General features: G+C 73.7%; 12 protein-coding genes. 7 read left to right on the top strand and 5 right to left on the bottom strand.

Annotated features, from left to right (window positions below; genetic code table 11):
- Positions 1–4: 4 nt before the first annotated feature.
- A complete protein-coding gene (locus SNE206_RS20830) occupies positions 5–1,693 on the top strand; it encodes a hypothetical protein (protein WP_407914955.1) in 1,689 nt (562 codons plus the stop codon).
- 642 nt (positions 1,694–2,335) lie between these two features.
- On the opposite strand, the gene SNE206_RS20825 is transcribed toward SNE206_RS20830, so the two are convergent.
- Complete coding sequence (locus SNE206_RS20825; RefSeq protein WP_407914954.1) at positions 2,336–3,265, bottom strand: zinc-binding alcohol dehydrogenase family protein; 930 nt, start codon at positions 3,263–3,265, stop codon at positions 2,336–2,338.
- 83 nt (positions 3,266–3,348) lie between these two features.
- Here SNE206_RS20825 and SNE206_RS20820 point away from each other — a divergent pair, with 83 nt between their 5' ends.
- Positions 3,349–3,804 (top strand): MarR family winged helix-turn-helix transcriptional regulator, encoded by a 456-nt coding sequence (locus SNE206_RS20820; protein WP_407914953.1) that lies wholly within the window; start codon positions 3,349–3,351, stop codon positions 3,802–3,804.
- Between the two features lie 151 nt (positions 3,805–3,955).
- Here SNE206_RS20820 and SNE206_RS20815 read toward each other — a convergent pair whose 3' ends face one another.
- Complete coding sequence (locus SNE206_RS20815) at positions 3,956–5,479, bottom strand: FAD-dependent monooxygenase (protein ID WP_407914952.1); 1,524 nt, start codon at positions 5,477–5,479, stop codon at positions 3,956–3,958.
- Positions 5,480–5,635: 156 nt separating this feature from the next.
- Between SNE206_RS20815 and SNE206_RS20810 the strand changes: the two genes are divergently transcribed.
- Both SNE206_RS20810 and SNE206_RS20805 read left to right on the top strand, forming a co-directional pair.
- On the top strand, positions 5,636–6,382 hold the full coding sequence (locus tag SNE206_RS20810) for a TetR/AcrR family transcriptional regulator (protein ID WP_407914951.1): 747 nt from the start codon (positions 5,636–5,638) through the stop codon (positions 6,380–6,382).
- Positions 6,383–6,738: 356 nt separating this feature from the next.
- Positions 6,739–8,976 carry an alpha-amylase family glycosyl hydrolase gene (locus SNE206_RS20805; RefSeq protein ID WP_407914950.1) on the top strand — a complete coding sequence of 746 codons (2,238 nt, stop codon included), beginning with the start codon at positions 6,739–6,741 and terminating at the stop codon, positions 8,974–8,976.
- Positions 8,977–8,986: 10 nt separating this feature from the next.
- On the opposite strand, the gene SNE206_RS20800 is transcribed toward SNE206_RS20805, so the two are convergent.
- On the bottom strand, positions 8,987–10,180 hold the full coding sequence (locus SNE206_RS20800) for an FAD-dependent oxidoreductase (protein ID WP_407914949.1): 1,194 nt from the start codon (positions 10,178–10,180) through the stop codon (positions 8,987–8,989).
- 128 nt (positions 10,181–10,308) lie between these two features.
- Here SNE206_RS20800 and SNE206_RS20795 point away from each other — a divergent pair, with 128 nt between their 5' ends.
- Positions 10,309–10,929 (top strand): TetR/AcrR family transcriptional regulator, encoded by a 621-nt coding sequence (locus SNE206_RS20795; protein WP_407914948.1) that lies wholly within the window; start codon positions 10,309–10,311, stop codon positions 10,927–10,929.
- Here the strand turns inward: SNE206_RS20795 and SNE206_RS20790 are convergent.
- Positions 10,910–12,010 carry an Lrp/AsnC family transcriptional regulator gene (locus tag SNE206_RS20790; protein ID WP_407914947.1) on the bottom strand — a complete coding sequence of 367 codons (1,101 nt, stop codon included), beginning with the start codon at positions 12,008–12,010 and terminating at the stop codon, positions 10,910–10,912. The genes SNE206_RS20795 and SNE206_RS20790 overlap by 20 nt on opposite strands.
- Before the next feature lie 106 nt (positions 12,011–12,116).
- Between SNE206_RS20790 and SNE206_RS20785 the strand changes: the two genes are divergently transcribed.
- Both SNE206_RS20785 and SNE206_RS20780 read left to right on the top strand, forming a co-directional pair.
- A complete protein-coding gene (locus SNE206_RS20785) occupies positions 12,117–13,325 on the top strand; it encodes a M20 family metallopeptidase (RefSeq protein WP_407914946.1) in 1,209 nt (402 codons plus the stop codon).
- Positions 13,322–14,791 (top strand): MFS transporter, encoded by a 1,470-nt coding sequence (locus SNE206_RS20780; RefSeq protein ID WP_407914945.1) that lies wholly within the window; start codon positions 13,322–13,324, stop codon positions 14,789–14,791. The genes SNE206_RS20785 and SNE206_RS20780 overlap by 4 nt, the downstream gene beginning before the upstream one ends.
- Before the next feature lie 106 nt (positions 14,792–14,897).
- Here the strand turns inward: SNE206_RS20780 and pulA are convergent, their stop codons facing one another.
- Entirely contained in the window at positions 14,898–18,257 is a 3,360-nt protein-coding gene (gene pulA, locus SNE206_RS20775) for a pullulanase-type alpha-1,6-glucosidase (protein WP_407914944.1), read from the bottom strand.
- Between the last annotated feature and the right edge of the window lie 54 nt (positions 18,258–18,311).

Raw genomic sequence — 18,311 nt, 5'->3', positions numbered from 1 at the left:
ACCCATGCCCCAGCAGCCGTCCATCACCTCCTGGACCAGGATCGAGCCGCGCACCCGCGCCGCCGACATGTCACCCGGCCTGGCGGCGGCGACCGCCGACCCGCTGTGGCTGCTCGCCCGGCAGTGGCAGGTCGGCGAGTTCCGCGGCGAGGACGCCGGCTCGCCCGTCACCGTGCGGGTCCGCGCCCAGGCCGCGCCGCTGGCCCGCTACCGGCCCGAGGGCGGCCCGGTGCCCGGGACGGCGGTGCCGATCGACCCGACGCTGCCGCTGGAGGCGGTGGTCGAACGGGAACCCGCCCCCCTCGCCCACGACCGGCGCCTGGCCGCCCAGCTGGGCCTGGACCTCCTGCGGGCACTGCGCTCGGCCGGCGTGAGCCCCGCGATCGTCGCGGCCGTTCTCGCCGCCTACCCGCTGCCCGCCCCGGCACCCGGCACCGGCGACCCGGCCGTCCCCGGCATCCCCGCCGACGACGACACCACCGGCTACCACGCGGTGACGACCGGCCGCGCGCCCGACGGCCTGGCCCTGCTGCACGAACGCGGACCCGGCCGGATCCCGATCCCGGCCGACCAGACCGCGCCGGTCGCGCGCGCCGTCCAGGACTGGCTGGCCACGGCGGGAGAACCCGCCGTCGCGGCCGCGACGGGCCGGGCCTGGAACCAGGAACGCATGGAGTACGCCTTCGCCGTCGCCGCCCGCGACGACACCGGCGAGACCGTGCTGGAGGCGCGCGGCCACCACGGCGACCGCCTCGACTGGTCCGACCTCGACGTCCGTGAGGGAGCCACGCTCGGCACCCCACCTCCCCTTGACGCCGTCCCGGCCGCCGCCGTGGAACACGTGGTCCGGACGGTGCTGCCCGCCGTCGCCGCCTACCCGGGCATGCCCGCCACCCGCTGGTGGGAGATGGAGGACTCCCGGGTCTACTGGGGCGGCATCACCGCCGAAGGCACCGACCTGGCCCGGATGCTGGTCGCCGAGTACGCGACCGGCTACGCCAACGACTACTTCCTGGTGCCGCTCGACCTCCCGGTCGGCAGCGTCACCCGGGTCGGCTCGGTGGTGGTCACCGACACCTTCGGCGAGCAGATCCTGATCCCGCCGGCCGGCCCGGACTGGACCCTCTTCCGGCCCAGCACCGCCCCGGCCGCCGGCGCCACCGGGCCCCGCCCGGCCGCCGACCTGCTGCTCACCCTGCCCACCGTGCTCGACACCCTGGACGGCGAACCCGTCGAGGAGGTGCTCCTCGCCCGCGACGAGGCCGCCAACCTCGCCTGGGCGGTGGAGCACAGCGCCACCGGCCCGGCCGGCCGGGCCGTCGCCCTGACCCCCCGCCCGGCGGCCGCCCCGCCCGCCGCCACCGCACCGGACGGGGTGCTGCACTACCGGCTGACCACAGGCGGACCGGAGAACTGGGTGCCGCTCGTCCCCGTACCGGACCCGGCCCACCCGGGACGCACCCTGCTGAAGCGGCTCGGCGCCACCGCACGCGGGGCGGTCCTGGACCGCTCCGTCCCGATGGCCGTGCCCGAGGAGGAGGTCCCGCCCGGCGGGACACGCGTCGTACGCCACTGGCAGCTGTCCCGGTGGACCGGCGGCCGCACCGTGCTGTGGCTGGCCCGCGCCCGCGGCGCGGGCCGGGGCGGCGCCTCGTCCGGGCTGCGCCACGACGTGCTGGAGGAACTGCGCTGACCGGCCGGCCCGGGGGCGGCGGCCGACTCCGGGCCCGCTCCGGCGCCCGCTCCGGGGGTGCTCGCGAACGGCCCGCCGCACGGTCGGAACACGGGTGACGCCTGGGGGTGTGGCCGGGGTGCGGCAGGCCCCGCGCCGGGTACCCGCCTGTGGCCCTGGTCGTCACGGGTGCCGGACCGGCCGCGCCGGCGAGGCGTCGGCAGGCCGCTGCGGGAGGGCGGCCTCGACGTCGCCACGGACCATCGCCGTGGGGGCGGCCCGGCTGGTCGAGCCGGCCCAGGGCGGGCCTGCGGTGGCCCCTGCGGTTCAGGGACCAGGTGGTTCCGTGCTCGGGGTTCCGGGTGTGCAGGTTGTCCAGGCCGAGGCCGGCGACGGCTTGCATGCCCCCGGGCGTCAGGTGGTTGATGCAGTAGCCGCCGGTGCGGCGCCCGGATGCCCGCTCGGCGGTCACCGATGTCCACCCGGCCCGGCGCGGTCCGACGGCCGCCGACATGCCGGCGATGCCGAGGCCCACGAGCGGCGCACGTTTCTGCAGGACCCGCCCCCTTGCCCCGGCTGCCTGCCGCGCGCGGGCGGCAGGCAGCCGGGGGAATCGGCACGAGGCGGGGCCCGAGTGCCGAAGCAGCGGGGGTGGGGCCGGGCCTACGGGACCAGGACGAGGCGTTCGCTGCTCCGGTGGTCGTTCCACGCCTGCGCGATCCGGGCCAGCGGCACGGCCCGTGCCTGGACGTCGATGGTGCCTTCGGTCACCGCGGCGGCCAGCTCGGGCAGTTCGGCGATGAAGTCGCGGGGCGGGACCGATCCGATGCCGCTGCCCACGATCTGCAACCGGGCCGCACGCAGCCCCGCTGACGGGATCGGGGCGGACTCGCCGGCGATGGAGCCGATCTGGACCCAGGTGAGCGGCGCGGAGCGGTCGGCGCGGGCGGTGAGGATCGGGAGCATGCTGTCCGCGGCGGGTGCGCCCCACAGGAAGTCGAGGACGACGTCGACGTCGGCTGCGGCGGCTATCTCGTCGAAGGTGAGCGTCCGGTCGGCGCCGAGGGCGGGCAGCGTCTTGAGGCGGTCGGTGTCGCGGCCGGCGGCGATGACGTGGGCGGCGCCGAACCGTTTGGCGATCTGGACGGCCATGCGTCCGGCGCTGCCGGTGGCACCGAGGACGAGGACGCGCTGACCCTCGCGGAAGGTGATGCGGCGGCGCAGGGCGACCCAGGAGGACATGCCCGGGTTCATCGCGGCGGCGATCCGTACGGGGTCCACGTGGTCGGGCAGGACGACGCTTCGGCGTGCGTCGATGACGGTGCGTTCGGCGAAGGTGCCGAGGGCCGTGTCGTCCAGGACCGCGTACCGCAGACGGCCCGAGGAGTCCCGGACGACGCCGTCGACGCCGGGAACCAGGGGGAGGGTGCCGGTGGTGGAGTAGTGGGTGCCGTTCGCCTTGGCCCGGGTCAGGTGGTGCAGGGCTGCCGCGAGGACATCCACGACCATCTCGTGCTCGCCCCGGGCCACGGGTTCGGGGTGCTCGCCGTAGGCGGGCGGTGCGTCGTGGGCCGTGATGACTGCTGCGTGCATGAAGGGGCTCCCCAGTTGGTTGGCATTACCAATCAAAACCAGGATTGTTGGTAATGCCAACAATGTCAAGTAGGGTGGTTCCCATGGCTCCCGACGACTCCACAGACGTCCTGATCGACGGCCTGGTCCGCAGCGCCTTCCAGGTCATGGGCGTGCTCACCCGCATCGGTGCCGAGCACGATCTGTCCCTCACCCAGCTGCGCGTCCTCGGCATCCTGCGGGACCGGCGCCCCCGCATGAGCGACCTGGCGGCCTTCCTCGGCCTGGACAAGTCGACCCTCTCCGGCCTCGTCGACCGCGCCGAACGGCGAGGACTGCTGGCCCGGGGCCCCAGCCCCGAGGACAAGCGCGCCGTCGTCGTCATGATCACCGACGCCGGACGCGACCTCGTCCAGCGTCTGCACGAGGACGTGCGGGGTGCCCTCGCGCCGGCCACCGGACGGCTCGAACCGCAGCAGCGCCGACAGCTCGCCGAGCTGCTCGAACCCGTCCTCACCCCGCCACTGGTGCACACGCCGCGCCCCACCGCCCAGCGCTGAGCGATCCGCCGGGTCCTCACGCCAGAGGGCGCCTCGGGTGCGGGCGGCCTCGTACCGCTGCGCCGGGGGTCGGTGGCATGGTGCGGCCGTGTGCCGTGTGCCGTGTGCCGTGTGCCGTGTGCCGTGTGCCGGTCGGCCCGGGAGGCCTTTGTCAGGGAGTGGGTTCGCCGAACCAGCGGGCGGCAGCGTGCCGAAACGCCGCGGGGTCGGGGTGGTGGCCGTCGGCCCAGGCGACGATGCCGTCGGGCCGGACCAGCAGGGCGCCGAATCCGAGGTCGTCGCTCACCGGCCCCGCCGCGTAGCGGATCAGGCCCTTCCAGCCTGCGGCCGTACCGCGCAATCGCCGGTCGGTGGTGAAGTCGAGGACGACGCCCTGCCCTTCGCGCAGCAGGTCGCCGAGGTGGGTGCCGTCGCCGAAGCGGAAGTCCGGGGCGGTCCGGCCGACGAGCGGCTGGTCGCTGCCCAGGTCGTAGCGGTGGGACAGGCCTGCGGTGCGGTGGAACACGTGGGTGGTGCCGTCGGGGGTGTCGAGCAGGTCGCGGAGCAGCTTGCGCAGGGCCGGGGCGTTGGGGCCGGGGTTCATCGTGGCCACCTGGGCGCGTGACCAGTCGAGGATCGCGGCGCCGACGGGGTGGCGTTCGGCGGTGTAGGTGTCGAGCAGGTGCTCGGGTGCGGTCCCGCGGACGGTGGCGGCGAGCTTCCAGCCGAGGTTCACGGCGTCGCCGATGCCGAGGTTGAGCCCTTGGCCGCCGAGCGGGGAGTGGATGTGGGCGGCGTCGCCGGCGAGCAGGACACGGCCCTCGCGGTAGGTCGTGGCCTGCATGGCGCGGTCGGTGAAGCTGGAGGCGAGGTGGACCTCGTCCAGCGCCACGTCGGTGCCGGAGATCCGGCGCAGGACGGCCTGGAGGTGTTCGCGCGTCAGCGGCTGCGAGCGGTCGAAGGCGCCGCCGTCGAAGTCCATCATCCCCAGGTGTCCTTCGAAGGGGGTCCTCAGGTACATGCCGGTTGGCGTCAGGTTGAAGCCGGGGTCCAGCTTCTGCGGGTCGTCGAAGGTGACGCGGGCGACGTAGCCGGTGAACATCGGCGGCGTGCCGACGAAGTCGAAGCCGGCCAGCCGGCGCACCGTGCTGCGTCCCCCGTCGCATCCCACCAGCCAGCGCGCCCGGTGGTCGCGCCCGTCGGCGCGTACGACGACGCTGTCGCCGTCCTGGGTGACGGCTTCCAGTCCGGCACCGGGCAGGATCTGCGCGCCGGACCCGCTCGCCCGTCCCGCCAGGACCGTGCCGACCGCGTCGAGGCTGGTCATGATGCCCTCCATCGCCGGGCCGGGCAGCCGGAAGGAGACGGCGGAGGCGTCGATGCCGGCCGCGTCGAGGCGCATGCCCGCGAAGTGGCTCACGTCGCGAGGGGCGGTCGGCCCCTGTGTGCCGGGGCCTGCTCCGACCCGCGCCGCGTCGACGCCCGAGGCCTCCAGCAGCTCGTGCAGCATGCCTCGGCGGTGGAACGCCTCGACCGATCCGGCGTTCAGGCCCCGCATGCCCAGCGGGAGCGTCTTCAGCGGCGAGGCCGGCTCCTGGTCCTGCTCCAGCACCAGGACCGAGCAGTCGGCCAGCGCGAGCTCGGCGGCGAGGAACAGGCCCACCGGGCCGGCCCCCGCGATCACCACGTCGTACATGTGGAACCTCCTTCGGTTCGAACCCCTTGCCACGCCGGGGCTCCTCAGGTCGGGGCCGGTGCCCGAGGGCGCCGGCCGACAGATTTGGAGCAATGCTCCAATATTGGAACCGTACTCCACTTTGGAGCATCGCTCCAAATCTGGGAGGATGAGGACATGGTCACCCAGACACGCCAGTCACAGCGGCGCCGGCAGGTCCTCTCCCGCGAGCGCATCGTCGAGGCAGCCGTCGAGCTGCTGGACGCGGAAGGGGAGGGCGCCCTGACGGTGCGGGCGCTGGCCGGGCGTCTGTCGACCGGGTCCGGGGCGATCTACCACCACGTGGGCAACATGGGCGAACTGCTGCAGGCCGCGACCGCGACCGTCGTCGCCGGGGCCCTGCCGCCGCTGCGCACGCCCGCCGGCTCCTTGCAGGTCCCCGGATCCACCGGCTCGCCCGAGGAGGCGATCCGCGCCGTGGCGCTGGGCCTGTTCGACGCCGCGGCCGAGCACCCCTGGCTCGCGGCCCAGCTCGCCGTGCAGCTCACCCGCAGCCCCTGGGGGGCGGTGACGCCCCGGGTCTTCGAGAGCATCGGCCGGCACATGCGCGCACTGGGCGTGCCCCGTCAGGACTGGTTCGCCACGACCTCCACGCTGGTCCACTACATCCTCGGCGCCACCGCCCAGAACGCCCAGGCCCCGGACGGCGCCGGCGGCGGCGCGGTCCCGGAAGCGGCGCAGGAGCGCGCGGAGTTCCTCGACGCCGCTTCCAGGGCGTGGCAGGACCTCGACCCCGACGACTACCCGTTCATCCACGACATCGCCGACCAGATGCGCCGGCACGAGGACCGCGAACAGTTCCTCACCGGCGTCGCCCTGATCCTCGCCGGCATCACCGCGGACCGGCCGCCCAGGACCGGCTGACCCCTCCCGTCCCGCCCGGCGGAGCACTGTCGACGAGGGCCGGGCGTCGCCACCGCACGGGCTTGCCGAAAGTTTCAGCAATGCCGCGCAATGCCTTGACGTGCTCCTGCCCGTGCGGGAAGGTCATGGCGCGGCGGGCCGGTGTGCACCTCCACCGGGCACCGGTCGCCGGACGGCGGATGCGGGGCCACGAACCCCGGCCCGCGCCGGGGGCCGCCATCGGCCGGCGCCGACACCGGGCCCGTCGACGCGCCGACACCTCCTCCCACCTCCACCCCCACCTCCCGCGGCCCCGCCGGGGGTCCTTCGCGGACCTCGCAGCCCGGCGCGACCCGGTCCAGCCAGGAGGCACCCCCATGAGGCTTCGAGCGCGGACCCGCGCCGGCACCCGGCGAACGCCGGTGTTCGCCGTGGCAGCGGCACTCGCCGGGGCGGGCACGGCCGTCCTGGCCGCCCCCACCGCCGCGGCAGCACCGGCGGCGATCAGCCTGCCCGCGACGTTCGACAGCGAGGTCGGCTGCTCGGTGGACTGGCAACCCGCCTGTCCCCAGGCGCAGTTGAGTCAGCGCGCCGACGGAAGGTGGGCGGCCACCCTGAACCTTCCGGCCGGCAGCTTCGAGTACAAGATCGCTGTCGACAACGCCTGGTCGGAGAACTACGGAGTCGGCGGGGCACGGGACGGGGCGGACATCCCGATCACCGTGCCGTCCGGCGGCAGGGCCGTCACCTTCGTCTACGACCCGGCAACCCACGTGGTCTCGGACGACGTGAGCGCGGTGCCCGGCTCGCTCGGCGCGCTGTACACCCCGACCGCGACCACCTTCCGCATCTGGTCGCCGGACAGCTCCGACGTCAAGGTGACCGTCGGCGGCACGACGTACCCGCTCGGCCCCACCAGCCTCAGCGGCTACAGCGCCGTCCACCAGGTCACGGTCGGGGGCGATCTCAAGGGACAGGCCTACCAGTTCGGCATCGGCGGCACCGCCGTCCGCGACCCGTACGCCCGGATGGTCAGGTCCGGCACCACCCAGGGCGTCGTCGTCGACAGCGGGGCGATCGCCCCCACCGGCGGCACGTGGGCCCCGCGCCCGGCCCTCGCCAACCGGGAGGACTCGGTCGTCTACGAGCTGAGCGTGCGGGACTTCACCGTCGACGCCAGCTCCGGCGTCGATGCGGCCAAGCGCGGGAAGTTCCTCGGCCTGGTGCAGACCGGCACCACCAAGGGCGGCGCCAGAACGGGCATCGACCACCTCAAGGAGCTCGGCGTCACCGCCGTCCAGCTCATGCCCGCCTTCGACTTCGGCAGCACCACGCCGAACTGGGGCTACGACCCGGTCGACCACAACGTCCCCGAGGAGCAGTACTCCCAGTTCACCGCTCCGGAGGACCGGATCCGCGAGTTCAAGGACATGGTCGACGGATTCCACAGGAACGGCCTGCGCGTCGTCATGGACGTGGTCTTCAACCACACCTACGACAAGAACGTCTTCGGCGGCATCACCGGCGCGTACTACACCCCGGCCGACCTGTCCGGCACCGGCAACTCCATCGACGACGGCAACCCGATGGTCAGCCGCATGATCCAGGACTCGCTGGAGCACTGGGTCCGCGACTACAACGTCGACGGCTTCCGCTTCGACCTGCTGGGCGTCCACCACTGGAGCAGCGTGTCCACCTGGGCGACGTACCTCACCTCCACCTACCCGGACCGCAACCTGCTGCTGTACGGCGAGCCGTGGAACGGCGCCGTCGCCGACCCCCAGGAGGCGCAGAAGGTCCGCTACGGCACCGTCCCCGCCCTCGCCGCCGGCCATGTCGGGGTGTTCAACGGCGTCTACCGGGACGCGATCCGCGGTGGCACCGACACCGACGTGATGGCCTACATGGGCGGCACCGGCAACGCCGGCGCCATCGCCTTCGGCATGCGGGGCTCACCGACCGACGCCAGGAGCACCGCCACCATCGCCGACCTGTGGACGCCGGCCTTCGCCCACGACCCCGAACAGACCGTGAACTACGCCTCCATCCACGACAACCTCAACCTCTACGACAAGATCACGTACTCGGGTGCCACCGGTGGCGCCACCGGCACCGCCGGACGCATCGACCGCTTCGCCGCCGGCATGATCCTCACCTCCCAGGGCATCCCGGTCATCGCCGAGGGCGACGAATTCCTGCGCTCCAAGGTCGTGGGCGGCGACTACACCACCGCCAAGAACTCCTACAACGCCCCCGACACCGTCAACGCGATCCACTGGGGCGACAAGACCACCAACGCCGCCGTCTTCCGCTACTACAAGGACGCCATCGCCCTGCGCCGCTCCACCCCCGCGCTGCGGCTCACCACCTGGGACGCCGTCCACGACCGGATGACCGCGCAGACCGACGGCCCGGTCGTCGTCGCCCGCCTCGGCGCCGACCCCGCCACACCCACCGGCTACGACACCGTCGTGGTCGCCAACCCCACCTCGGCCCCCTACGACGTCACCCTCCCCGCCGGCACCTGGACGAAGGTCCTCGACACCGACGGCGCCACCTCGGCCGGTGACACCGCCTGCACCGGCCTCGCCGTCACGGTCTTCCGCAGGAACTGAACACGGCCCTTCAGGCGGCCCGGTGGTCGCTCCGCTCGCCGTGGCCGGACGCGTCGTGCGCGTCGTGCGCGCCGTGCGGGTCGTGCGCCTCGTCGGACAGCAGCCCGTCGGCGGCGCCGTCGAGGAGGCGTTGCATGTCGGTGGAGCGGGGCAGCATGGTCGCCTCGTAGGCGCGGACGGCGTCCGCGACGGTGTCGTGCTCCGCGAGGGCGAGGGCGAGTTCGCAGGCGTCGAGCATGGCGAGGTTGACGCCGACGCCGAGCGGGGGCATGAGGTGGGCCGCGTCCCCGAGCAGGGTGACGGTGGGGCTGTGTTCCCAGGTGTGGGGGACGGGCAGGGCGTGGAGGGGGCGGTCGACGTAGCGTCCGTCGTTGTCGGTGAGGAGCCGGCGCAGCCGGGGTGACCACTGGTGGTAGCGGTCCAGGAGGAGGGCGCGGATGCCGTCGGTGTCCTGGACGGTGAGGCCGGCCTCGGCGATCCAGTCGGCGGGGGCGCGCTGGATGACGTAGACGCGGATGTGGTTGCCGCCGTTGCGCTGGGCGAACAGGCCGCGCTCGCCGTCGGCCGCGGCGGCGCTCCCGGGGCCGACGAGGTCGGCGATGCCGGGGTGCCGGTGGTCGACGTCGTGGAACCAGGCTTCGAGGAAGCTGATGCCGGTGTACCGGGGGGTGGCGGGGGAGAGCGCGCGGCGGACCCTGGACCAGGCGCCGTCGGCGCCGATGACGAGGTCGGCCTCGACCACGGTGCCGTCGGCGAAGTGCAGCCGGCGGGGGCCGTCGGCGGGTCCTTCGACGGAGCGCAGGGTGCGGCCCCAGTGCACGGTGCCCGGTTCGAGCGAATCCAGGAGGAGGTCGCGCAGCCGGCCGCGGTCGATCTCGGGCTTGAACCGCTCGCCGTCCTCGGGGACGTGGTGGAAGCCGGTCGTCCCGGTGGCGGCGTCCAGTTGACGCATCTCCTGTCCCTCGGGACGGCAGAGGCGGAAGAAGTCCTCCAGCAGTCCGGCCTCGCGCAGGGCGATCTGGCCGTTGTCCTCGTGCAGGTCGAGCGTGCCGCCCTGGTCGCGGGCGTCCGGGCCGTTCTCGTGGTCGTGGACGGTGACGGCGATGCCGTGCCGTTGCAGGATGCGTGCGCAGGTCAGGCCGCCGGGGCCGGCGCCTACGACGGCGATGCGGGGGGTGGGGGAGGTGGTGGGCGAGGTGGTCATGGTGGTGCTCCTTCCGGGATTCGCGACGGCACACCGGGGCGGCCGCTCCTCCAGAAGAGCACACCGACTTCAAAAGTGCAACGACTCAATCTTTGGACCGGGTAAACCCATGAGGGTAGGATGCTCGCATGCCCGACACAGAGCCCCGGAGCGACACCCCGCCTGCACCGATGGGGCGTCGCGAACGCAAGAAGGCCGCCACCCGCCAGGCCATCGCCGACGCCGCGCTGCGCCTGTTCCTGGAACGCGGCTACGACGACGTCGGCATCCGCGAGATCGCGGACGCCGCGGACGTGTCCACCACCACCCTGTTCAAGCACTTCCCGGTCAAGGAGGCCCTGGTCTTCGACGAGGAGGCCGACCTGGAGGCCCACCTGCTCGCTGCCGTCCGCGAGCGCCCCCCCGGCCAGTCCATCCCGGCCGCCCTGCGCGACCACGCCCTGCGCCACCGCAGAGCCGCCTCCGGCGGCGACCCCCGCTTCGCGACCTTCCTCGGCCTGGTCGACTCCACCCCGGCCCTGCGCGACTACCACCAGGCCATGTGGCTGCGCCACACCACCGCGCTCGCCGCGGTCGTGGCCGAACAGAGCGGCCTCGCCGCCGACGACCCCGCCTGCACCGCACTGGCCCACTTCGCGCTGGAGGCGCCCCAGGCCGCCCAGGCCCACGACGACGTCCGCGGGGCCATGGTCCGGGCCTTCGAACTGCTCGACCACGGCTGGCGCGGCCTCACCGCAGCCGCCCCCTGACTCCGGCGCTCCGGGACGGCCCCGGCGGAGTGCGCAGGCGGTCGAGGAGCGTCGCTTCGGCCGCCTCGGAGCGGGGGTCGTCCCAGGGACCGAGGGGGACGGCGCGCAGATGGCGGCCCTGCGGGTCGAGGAGGTGGCCGCCCAGCTTCACCGGCCAGAGGGTGAGCACCCGGTCCGAGACGGTGAGTTCGGGGAAGCGTTCGGTGAGCCGTGACTCGAAAGGGGCGATGTCGTCGACCGAGCGCAGCCAGCCGGCGAGCAGCAGGTTGTGCGGGCCGGTGAGGGAGGCGCAGAGGCGGATCTCGCGCAGGGCGCTGATCCGTTCGGCGAGGTGCGGGGCCTGGCTCTGCGGCACGGCGGCCCACAGTGACACCGAGACCGGCCAGCCGGAGAGGGTCCGGGCGACCTCGCAGCGGTAGACGAGGGCGTGCTCGGCGTCGAGCCGGTCGAGGCGGCGGCGGACGGTGGTGGGGCTGAGGCCGGTGCGGTCGGCGAGCCGGGCCGCTGGCTGCCGGGGATCCTCGCTCAGTGCCCGTACGAGTTCCAGGTCATGGCCCTGGAGCGGCCGGCCTCCCTGCGGCCGGACTCCGGCGGTCGCCGTGGGTGCCAGTCGTCGGCGCTGCTCCTCGGTGAGCCGGTCGAGACGCCAGCGGCTGCCCTCGGTGTGGAGGGCGGTGGCGACCTGGGTGCGGGAGGAGGCCACTCCGTCCAGGGAGCCGAGGCGAAAGCCGACGTAGCGGGCGAGTTCGGCCTGGTCGGTGAAGACGGCGGTGACGAGGAGGTCCCGGCCGCCGCTGACGTGTTCGAGGTTGAACACGTGCGGATCCTCGGCGATCTCGGCGGCGACCTCGTGGAGCCGGCCGGCGGTGCAGTCGACCTCGATGAAGGCGACGACGGAGGGCGCGTGGGTGTGCGCCTTCGGGTGGACGCTGATCCAGGCGTGCCCGGCCCGCGTCAGTCGCGCCCACCGGCGTGCGACGGTCGAGGCGTCGAGGCCGAGGACGTCGCCGATCGTCTGCCAGTCCGCGCGGGGCGCGACCTGGAGCGCGGTGACGAGCAGGTAGTCGAGTTCGTCGAGCACGAGGCTCCTCCTCCGCGTTCGGCTGTTTCCTGCAAATGATCGGCCACCTTCGGTGGATTCCTGCACCCTACTGGCGGTAGCCGGGAAGATCGGCACCATACACGCCATGTTCAAGCTCAGTGACGCCCTCGTCCTCGAAGACCCGCTCATCCGGCTGCGCCACGACCTGCACCGCGAACCCGAGCTGGGTCTCGACCTGCCGCTCACCCGACGGAAGGTCCTCGACGCGCTCGCCGGTCTGCCGCTGGAGATCACCCTGGGCGAGCGGCTCAGCTCGGTGACCGCGGTGCTGCGCGGCGGCCGGCCGGGCCCCGCGGTCCTGCTCCGCGGGGACATGGACGCCCTGCCCGTCCAGGAGGACAGCGGTGTCGCCTACGCCTCGGAGATCCCCGGCCGGATGCACGCCTGCGGACACGACCTGCACACCGCGGCGCTCGTGGGTGCGGCGCGGCTGCTCGCCGGGCGGCGGGAGGAACTCGCGGGCGACATCGTGCTGATGTTCCAACCGGGCGAGGAGGGCATGCGCGGTGCCGCCCTGATGATGGAGGAGGGAGTCCTGGACGCCGCCGGGAGCCGCGTGGTGGCGGCGTACGCGCTGCACGTGACCTCGACGCTGCTGCCCACCGGGTTCGCCGCCGTCCGCCCGGGTCCGATGCTGGCGGCCTCCGACGCGGTCACCGTCCGGGTCGGCGGTTCGGGCGGCCACGGCTCCTCGCCGCACTCCGCGAAGGACCCGGTGCCGGCCGTGTGCGAGATGGTCACGGCCCTGCAGACGATGGTCACCCGCGTCGTGGACGTCTTCGACCCGGCGGTGGTGACGGTCGGCTCGCTGCACGCCGGCTCGGCAGGGAACGTGATCCCCGAGCACGCCGAGTTCGAGGCGACCGTACGCACCTTCTCGCACGAGACCCAGGCCCTGGTCCGGGCCGGGATCGAGCGGACCGTCCGGGGCGTCGCCGCCGCACACGGCCTGGACGCCACGATCGACTACCGGGAGAACTACCCGGTCACCGTCAACGACCCGGCCGAGGCCGCGTTCGCGCTCCGTACCGCCCGGGAGCTCCTCGGCGAGGACCGCGCCTTCGAGGCACCGCGCCCGCTGACCGGGTCGGAGGACTTCTCCTTCGTGCTGCAGGAGGTGCCGGGCGCGTACCTGGGCGTCGGCGCCTGCCCGCCGGAGCGCGACCCGGCCACCGCCCCCTACAACCACTCGCCCGGGGCCGTCTTCGACGACCGCGCAGTCCTCCACGCGGCCGTCCTGCTCGCCGAACTCGCCGCCCGCCGCCTTCAGGAGACCACCGAGGAGTGCCCGTGAGACCGGCCGACCCCACCACGCCCACGGCCGCGCCCACGCCCACGGCTGTGTCCGCCGCGGCGCCGGAACGGTCCGCCTCCGTGCGTGCCGTCGTCGGTCTGCTGGTTCTCTTCGAGCTGACGAGCGGCTTCCTGCAAGGCGGGATCGCGCCCCTGCTGCCGGCCATCGGACGCGAACTCGGTGTCCCGGATGCCGAGTTGACCTGGGTGATCTCGGTGCAGCTGCTCGCCGCCGCGGTATGCGTACCGGTCATCGGCCGACTGGGCGACCTGTACGGCCACCGGCGGGTGCTGCGCTTCACGCTCGTCTGCGTCGCCGCCGGCGCGCTGCTCGTGGCGCTCGCACCGTCCCTGCCGGTGCTGCTCGCGGGCCGGGTGCTGATGGGGCCGCTGGCCGCCCTGCTGCCCCTGGAGATCGCCCTGGCCCGGGACCGGCTGCCGGTGGACCTGGCCCGCTCCGCGATCGCGCGGCTCGTCGGGGCGCTCACCCTCGGCACCCTGCTCGGCGGCGTCGTCACGGGCGCCGTCCACGAGGCCACGGGCGACGTGCGGACCACGCTCCTCGTGCCGGCCGTGCTCGCCGTGGTGTGCGTCCCCGTCTCCTTCCTGGCCGTCCCGGAGTCCGCGCGCACCGTCGGCGGCCGGCTGGACCGGCCGGGCGCGGTGCTCCTGAGCGTGGCCGTCGTGCTGCTGCTCTCCGGGGTCTCCGCCGCGAAGGACGGCGGCTGGCTGTCCGGGACGGTGCTCGGCCGACTGCTCCTCGCGGTGCTCGTCGCCGGAGTGTGGGTGGTGGTCGAACTGCGCACGACGGAGCCGCTGGTGGACGTCCGGGCGCTGGCCGATCGCCGGGTCGCCCCGTTCTTCCTGTGCGCTGTCGTCTTCGGCGCCGTGTACTTCGGCAGCCAGTCGCCCGACGCCACGTTCCTGGCCGCGGACCCGGGCCGCACGGGGTACGGTTTCGGGCTCTCGGCCCTGGGGATCTCCCTGGTGGCCCTGCCGGCGGCGGTGATGGCGGTCGTCACCTCCTCGCTCACGGCGCGCATCGCGGGACGGCTCGGCTACGTTCCGGCGCTGGCCCTCGCGTTCACCCTGATGGGCACGGGCTTCCTCGTCACGGCCGTCCTGCACGCGGCCCTCTGGCAGGTGGTGGCGGCGAAGGTGCTCGCGGGACTCGGGACGGGAGTGGCACTCGGCGCGATGCCGACCGTGATCGCGGAGGGCAGCGACCGGTCCCGCACCGGCGTGACCACCGCTCTGTACAACAACGCCAAGACGCTCGGAGGGGCGGTCGCGGGCGGGGTGATCGCTTCCCTGCTGGCCGCATCGGCGGGACGGGGCCCCCGCGGCGGGACTCCGACGGAGCCGGGCTACGTCACGGTCTGGCTGCTGTGCGCGGTCCTCGCCTTCGGCGCGGCGGCCCTGACGGTGGCCGTGACGGCGGCCGCCCGGCGGGCGGGACGCGATTGACGGGCCGGACGACGGCGTCATGCGACGGCGTTGCTGCTGCGGACGATCGTCGGGCCGGGACCGTGGGGTGCCGGGCCCGGCGTGTCGGCCGGGCCCGGCGGGTGGGTCAGTTCTGCACGAAGACGGCGACGGTGTGGGCGGGGACGGTGAAGGTGCCGGTGGCCGGGTCGTAGGTGGACTGCTTGACGGTCGGGTCGGTGCCGTTCTGCTGCACGGGGTGCAGGTTCTGGCGGGTGCCGGCCAGGGCGGCGACGCTCTGGGTCCGGGAGCCGGCGGTGGCGTTGTAGATGACGGTGACGGAGCGGTAGGTGTTCAGGCCGCGGCCGTCGAGGTGCTCGGTGATGACGCCGGGGGTCTCGCCGGGGGTGCCGGAGAGGGGGAAGGTCAGGCGCTGCTGGACCTCCTTCGCGGTGGCGAGGGAGAACAGCGGGGTGGAGCGCTTGATCTTCAGGAACTGCTGGTACTGCGCGGTGGTGGAGGCGGTGTCTGCGCAGGTGGGGACGAGGGCGGGGTCGGCGAGCAGCGGCTTGGCGTAGATCCACTGGGCCTGGTTCCGGCCGGAGGAGACGAGCGGGAGGCCGTGGCCGAAGCCGTTGCCCCGGGTGCAGTCCCAGTGGATGGCGTTGAACCAGTCGCCGCTGTCGTAGGAGTCGCCGTCCAGGGACTTGGAGCGCAGCAGGTCGGTGCCGGCCTGGACCATGCTGGGGCCCTGGGCGAGGGTGGTGGTGGCGAGGGCGAGGGCCTGGATGCGTCCGCGTTCGGCGGGGGTGGTGCCGGCGGGCAGCTTGTGGGCGAGGGCGTCGTAGAGGGCGAGGTTGTCGTGGGCGTCGACGTAGGTGACGGCTTCGCCGGGGGCTGCGGTGTAGCCGGCGGGGGTGCCGTTGTAGTCGATTCCGGAGCCCTTGCGGCGGGTGCCGTCGCTGGTGGTGAAGGTGTAGCCGGCGAGGTTGCCGGTGAGGCCGAGCTTGACGAGGTCCATGTCGTGCAGCAGGTCGGTCTTCTGCTGCGCGGCGGTGCCGTTGACGGGGGCGCCGTTGGGGTCGGTGAACTGCCCGCTGGCGAAGCCCTGCTCGCGCGGGTCGGCGTCGGAGGGGCCGCCGCCGCGGACGCCGTCGCGCAGGCGGTCGTTGAAGGTGCCGATGCCGGTGCCGGCCATGTTGGCCTGGGTGGCCTGGACGAAGCGGATGTCGTTCGCGACCACGCCGTAGTTCCAGCCCTCGCCGTACAGGGTGGTGGCCTTGCCGTCGATGCCGTCGCGGCGCTCGGTGAGCTTGCCGAGCGAGTGCTTGACGTCGAGCATGGTCTGCTTGGGGTCCAGGCCCATCAGGTCGAAGCGGAAGCCGTCGACGTGGTACTGCTTGGCCCAGGTGGTGACGGAGTCGACGACGAGCTTGTTCATCATCGCGTTCTCGGGGGCGGTGTCGGCGCAGCAGCTGTCGCGGGTGACGGTGCCGTCGGCGTCCTGGCGCTGGTAGTAGCCGGGGACGATCCGGTCGAGGACGGAGTTCGGGTCCTGTCCGGCGGCGGCGGTGTGGTTGTAGACGACGTCCATGACCACGCGCAGGCCGGCCTGGTGGAGGGCCTGGACCATCTGCCGGAACTGGACGGTGCGGGCGCCGCCGTCGGGGGCGGTGGCGTAGGAGCCCTCGGGGACGGTGAAGTGGAAGGGATTGTAGCCCCAGTTGAAAGCGTCACGGGCCTGGGTGCCGGCCACGCACGCCTGCTGCTGGTCGGAGTCGGGGGCGATGGCGGGCAGGTCGCAGTCGGGGGTGGCGTGGGTGGACCGGACTTCCGAGGTGCCGGCGAAGTCGAAGGTCGGCAGGATCTGCACGGTGGTGACGCCCGCGGCGACGAGGTCCTTGAGGTGCTTCATGCCGGCCGACCTGGGGTCGGTGAAGGCGAGGTAGGTGCCGCGCTCGTCGGCGGGCAGCGCGGTGTCCGCGGAAGAGAAGTCGCGGATGTGCAGCTCCTGGATCTGCTGCTGCCCGGCGGTGATCGCCTTCGGCGACTCGGTGCGGTCCCAGCCGCGCGGTGTGAGCGCGTCGTCGTCGAGGTCGACGATCTGGCTGCGCCGGGAGTCCGCCGACAGGGCGAGGGAGTACGGGTCGGTGACGGTGTTGGTGACGGTCCTCAGCACGCTGGGGGCCCAGACCTTCACCTGGTAGCGGTAGTACGTGCCGTTCCAGCTCCTGTCGCCCTTCACCGACCAGACGCCGGTGGCCTCGTCGAAGATCAGGGGGACGGTGCGCGCCTCGGTGGAGGTGGCGGTGTCGTAGAGCTCGACGCTGACGGACTGCGCGGTGGGCGCCCAGACGGACAGGGTGGGCCTCCTGCCGTCGAAGACGGGGCCGAGTTCGGCGTCGGCGGCCTTGGCCGCGTAGAGGCTGTCGAGGACGCCGGCGGTCTGCAGGCCGGTGGCGGCGATCAGGTCGCCGGTGCCGTCCATGGCTGCGACCGCGCTCTGGCCCTTGACCAACTGCTTGGCTCTGCCCGCCCATTCGCGCGGGACGCGCAGCGCGGTGAACTTCGCCAGGTGCGGGTACTTCGCCCTGAGGGCGGCGGGCAGGCCCTTGGGGTCGCGGGTCAGCGGGATGGCGGTGCCGCCGGTGATGCCGGTGCCGGCCGCGGTGAGGCCGCCGTCGGGGGCGGTGGCCAGCTGGAAGGTCTTCGCGGTGGCGGCGTTGTCGCCGAGGTCCCAGGCGATGGTGTCGGGGGTGAGCCAGTACCCGGAGCGGGGGGCGAGGCTGGGCTTGGGCTGTCCGGCGTAGACGCTCAGGACGCGGGAGGCGGCGGTGTAGCTGAAGGTGGTGGCGTCGCCGGCCTTCGCGACGGTGAAGGTGGTGTCGGTGCCGGCCACCGGGGTGGCGGGCAGGCCGAGGGCGGCCTTCGCGTGGTAGGTGCCGGCGGGCAGGGCGGTGGTGGTGAAGGTGGCCAGGCCGTCGCCGTCGGGGTCGGTGAGCCAGGCCGACAGGCAGTCCACGGCGCCTTCGGTGCAGCCGAGTTCGTCCAGGAAGTCGCCGCCCGCGGTGACCACGGCGGTGTTCAGGGTGTCGGTGATCCAGTGGGTGGCGGGGTCGTAGAGGAACGTGACGTCCGCACCGCCGGCCGGGACGGCGAGCGGGATGTTGGCGCCGCCCGGTGCCGCGTTCAGGCCGTAGTTGACGGCCCAGCTCTTCTCCAGGGCCGCCTTGTAGGAGTAGGCGCCGGCCGGCAGGTGCGCCGAGAGGGACCAGACGCCGTCCGGGCGGCGGGTCATCTGGGCCTGGTCGCAGTCGGGAGACCAGTCGCCGGGGCAGCCCAGGAGGTGGTCGAGGTCGCCGGCCACGGCGACGGCGGTCGGCGCGGCCGCCGGGTCGGCGGCCAGGGCCGGGGCGGGGGCCAGTCCGGCGGCGGCGAGGACGACGGCGGTGGCGACGGCCTGCCGGGTGCGGCGGGATCTGGCGGCGGTGGCGGGTCGGTCGGTCATGGCACCTCTTCGTGTCGCGACGGGTGGTGAAGTGGGGGCGGTGAAGTGGGCTGT

It is taken from the genome of Kitasatospora sp. NE20-6 (assembly GCF_045862635.1).
The sequence above is the reverse complement of the archived record's forward strand: the minus strand, read 5'-3'. Positions and strand labels throughout refer to the sequence as shown.

Bases quoted from the DNA above. Each gene is read 5' to 3' on its own strand.
- SNE206_RS20800 (WP_407914949.1), bottom strand. From the start codon at position 10,180: ATGACCACCTCGCCCACCACCTCCCCCACCCCCCGCATCGCCGTCGTA.
- SNE206_RS20785 (WP_407914946.1), top strand. From the start codon at position 12,117: ATGTTCAAGCTCAGTGACGCCCTCGTCCTCGAAGACCCGCTCATCCGG.
- SNE206_RS20810 (WP_407914951.1), top strand. From the start codon at position 5,636: ATGGTCACCCAGACACGCCAGTCACAGCGGCGCCGGCAGGTCCTCTCC.
- SNE206_RS20825 (WP_407914954.1), bottom strand. From the start codon at position 3,265: ATGCACGCAGCAGTCATCACGGCCCACGACGCACCGCCCGCCTACGGC.
- SNE206_RS20805 (WP_407914950.1), top strand. From the start codon at position 6,739: ATGAGGCTTCGAGCGCGGACCCGCGCCGGCACCCGGCGAACGCCGGTG.
- SNE206_RS20830 (WP_407914955.1), top strand. From the start codon at position 5: ATGCCCCAGCAGCCGTCCATCACCTCCTGGACCAGGATCGAGCCGCGC.
- SNE206_RS20795 (WP_407914948.1), top strand. From the start codon at position 10,309: ATGCCCGACACAGAGCCCCGGAGCGACACCCCGCCTGCACCGATGGGG.
- SNE206_RS20815 (WP_407914952.1), bottom strand. From the start codon at position 5,479: ATGTACGACGTGGTGATCGCGGGGGCCGGCCCGGTGGGCCTGTTCCTC.
- SNE206_RS20820 (WP_407914953.1), top strand. From the start codon at position 3,349: ATGGCTCCCGACGACTCCACAGACGTCCTGATCGACGGCCTGGTCCGC.
- pulA (WP_407914944.1), bottom strand. From the start codon at position 18,257: ATGACCGACCGACCCGCCACCGCCGCCAGATCCCGCCGCACCCGGCAG.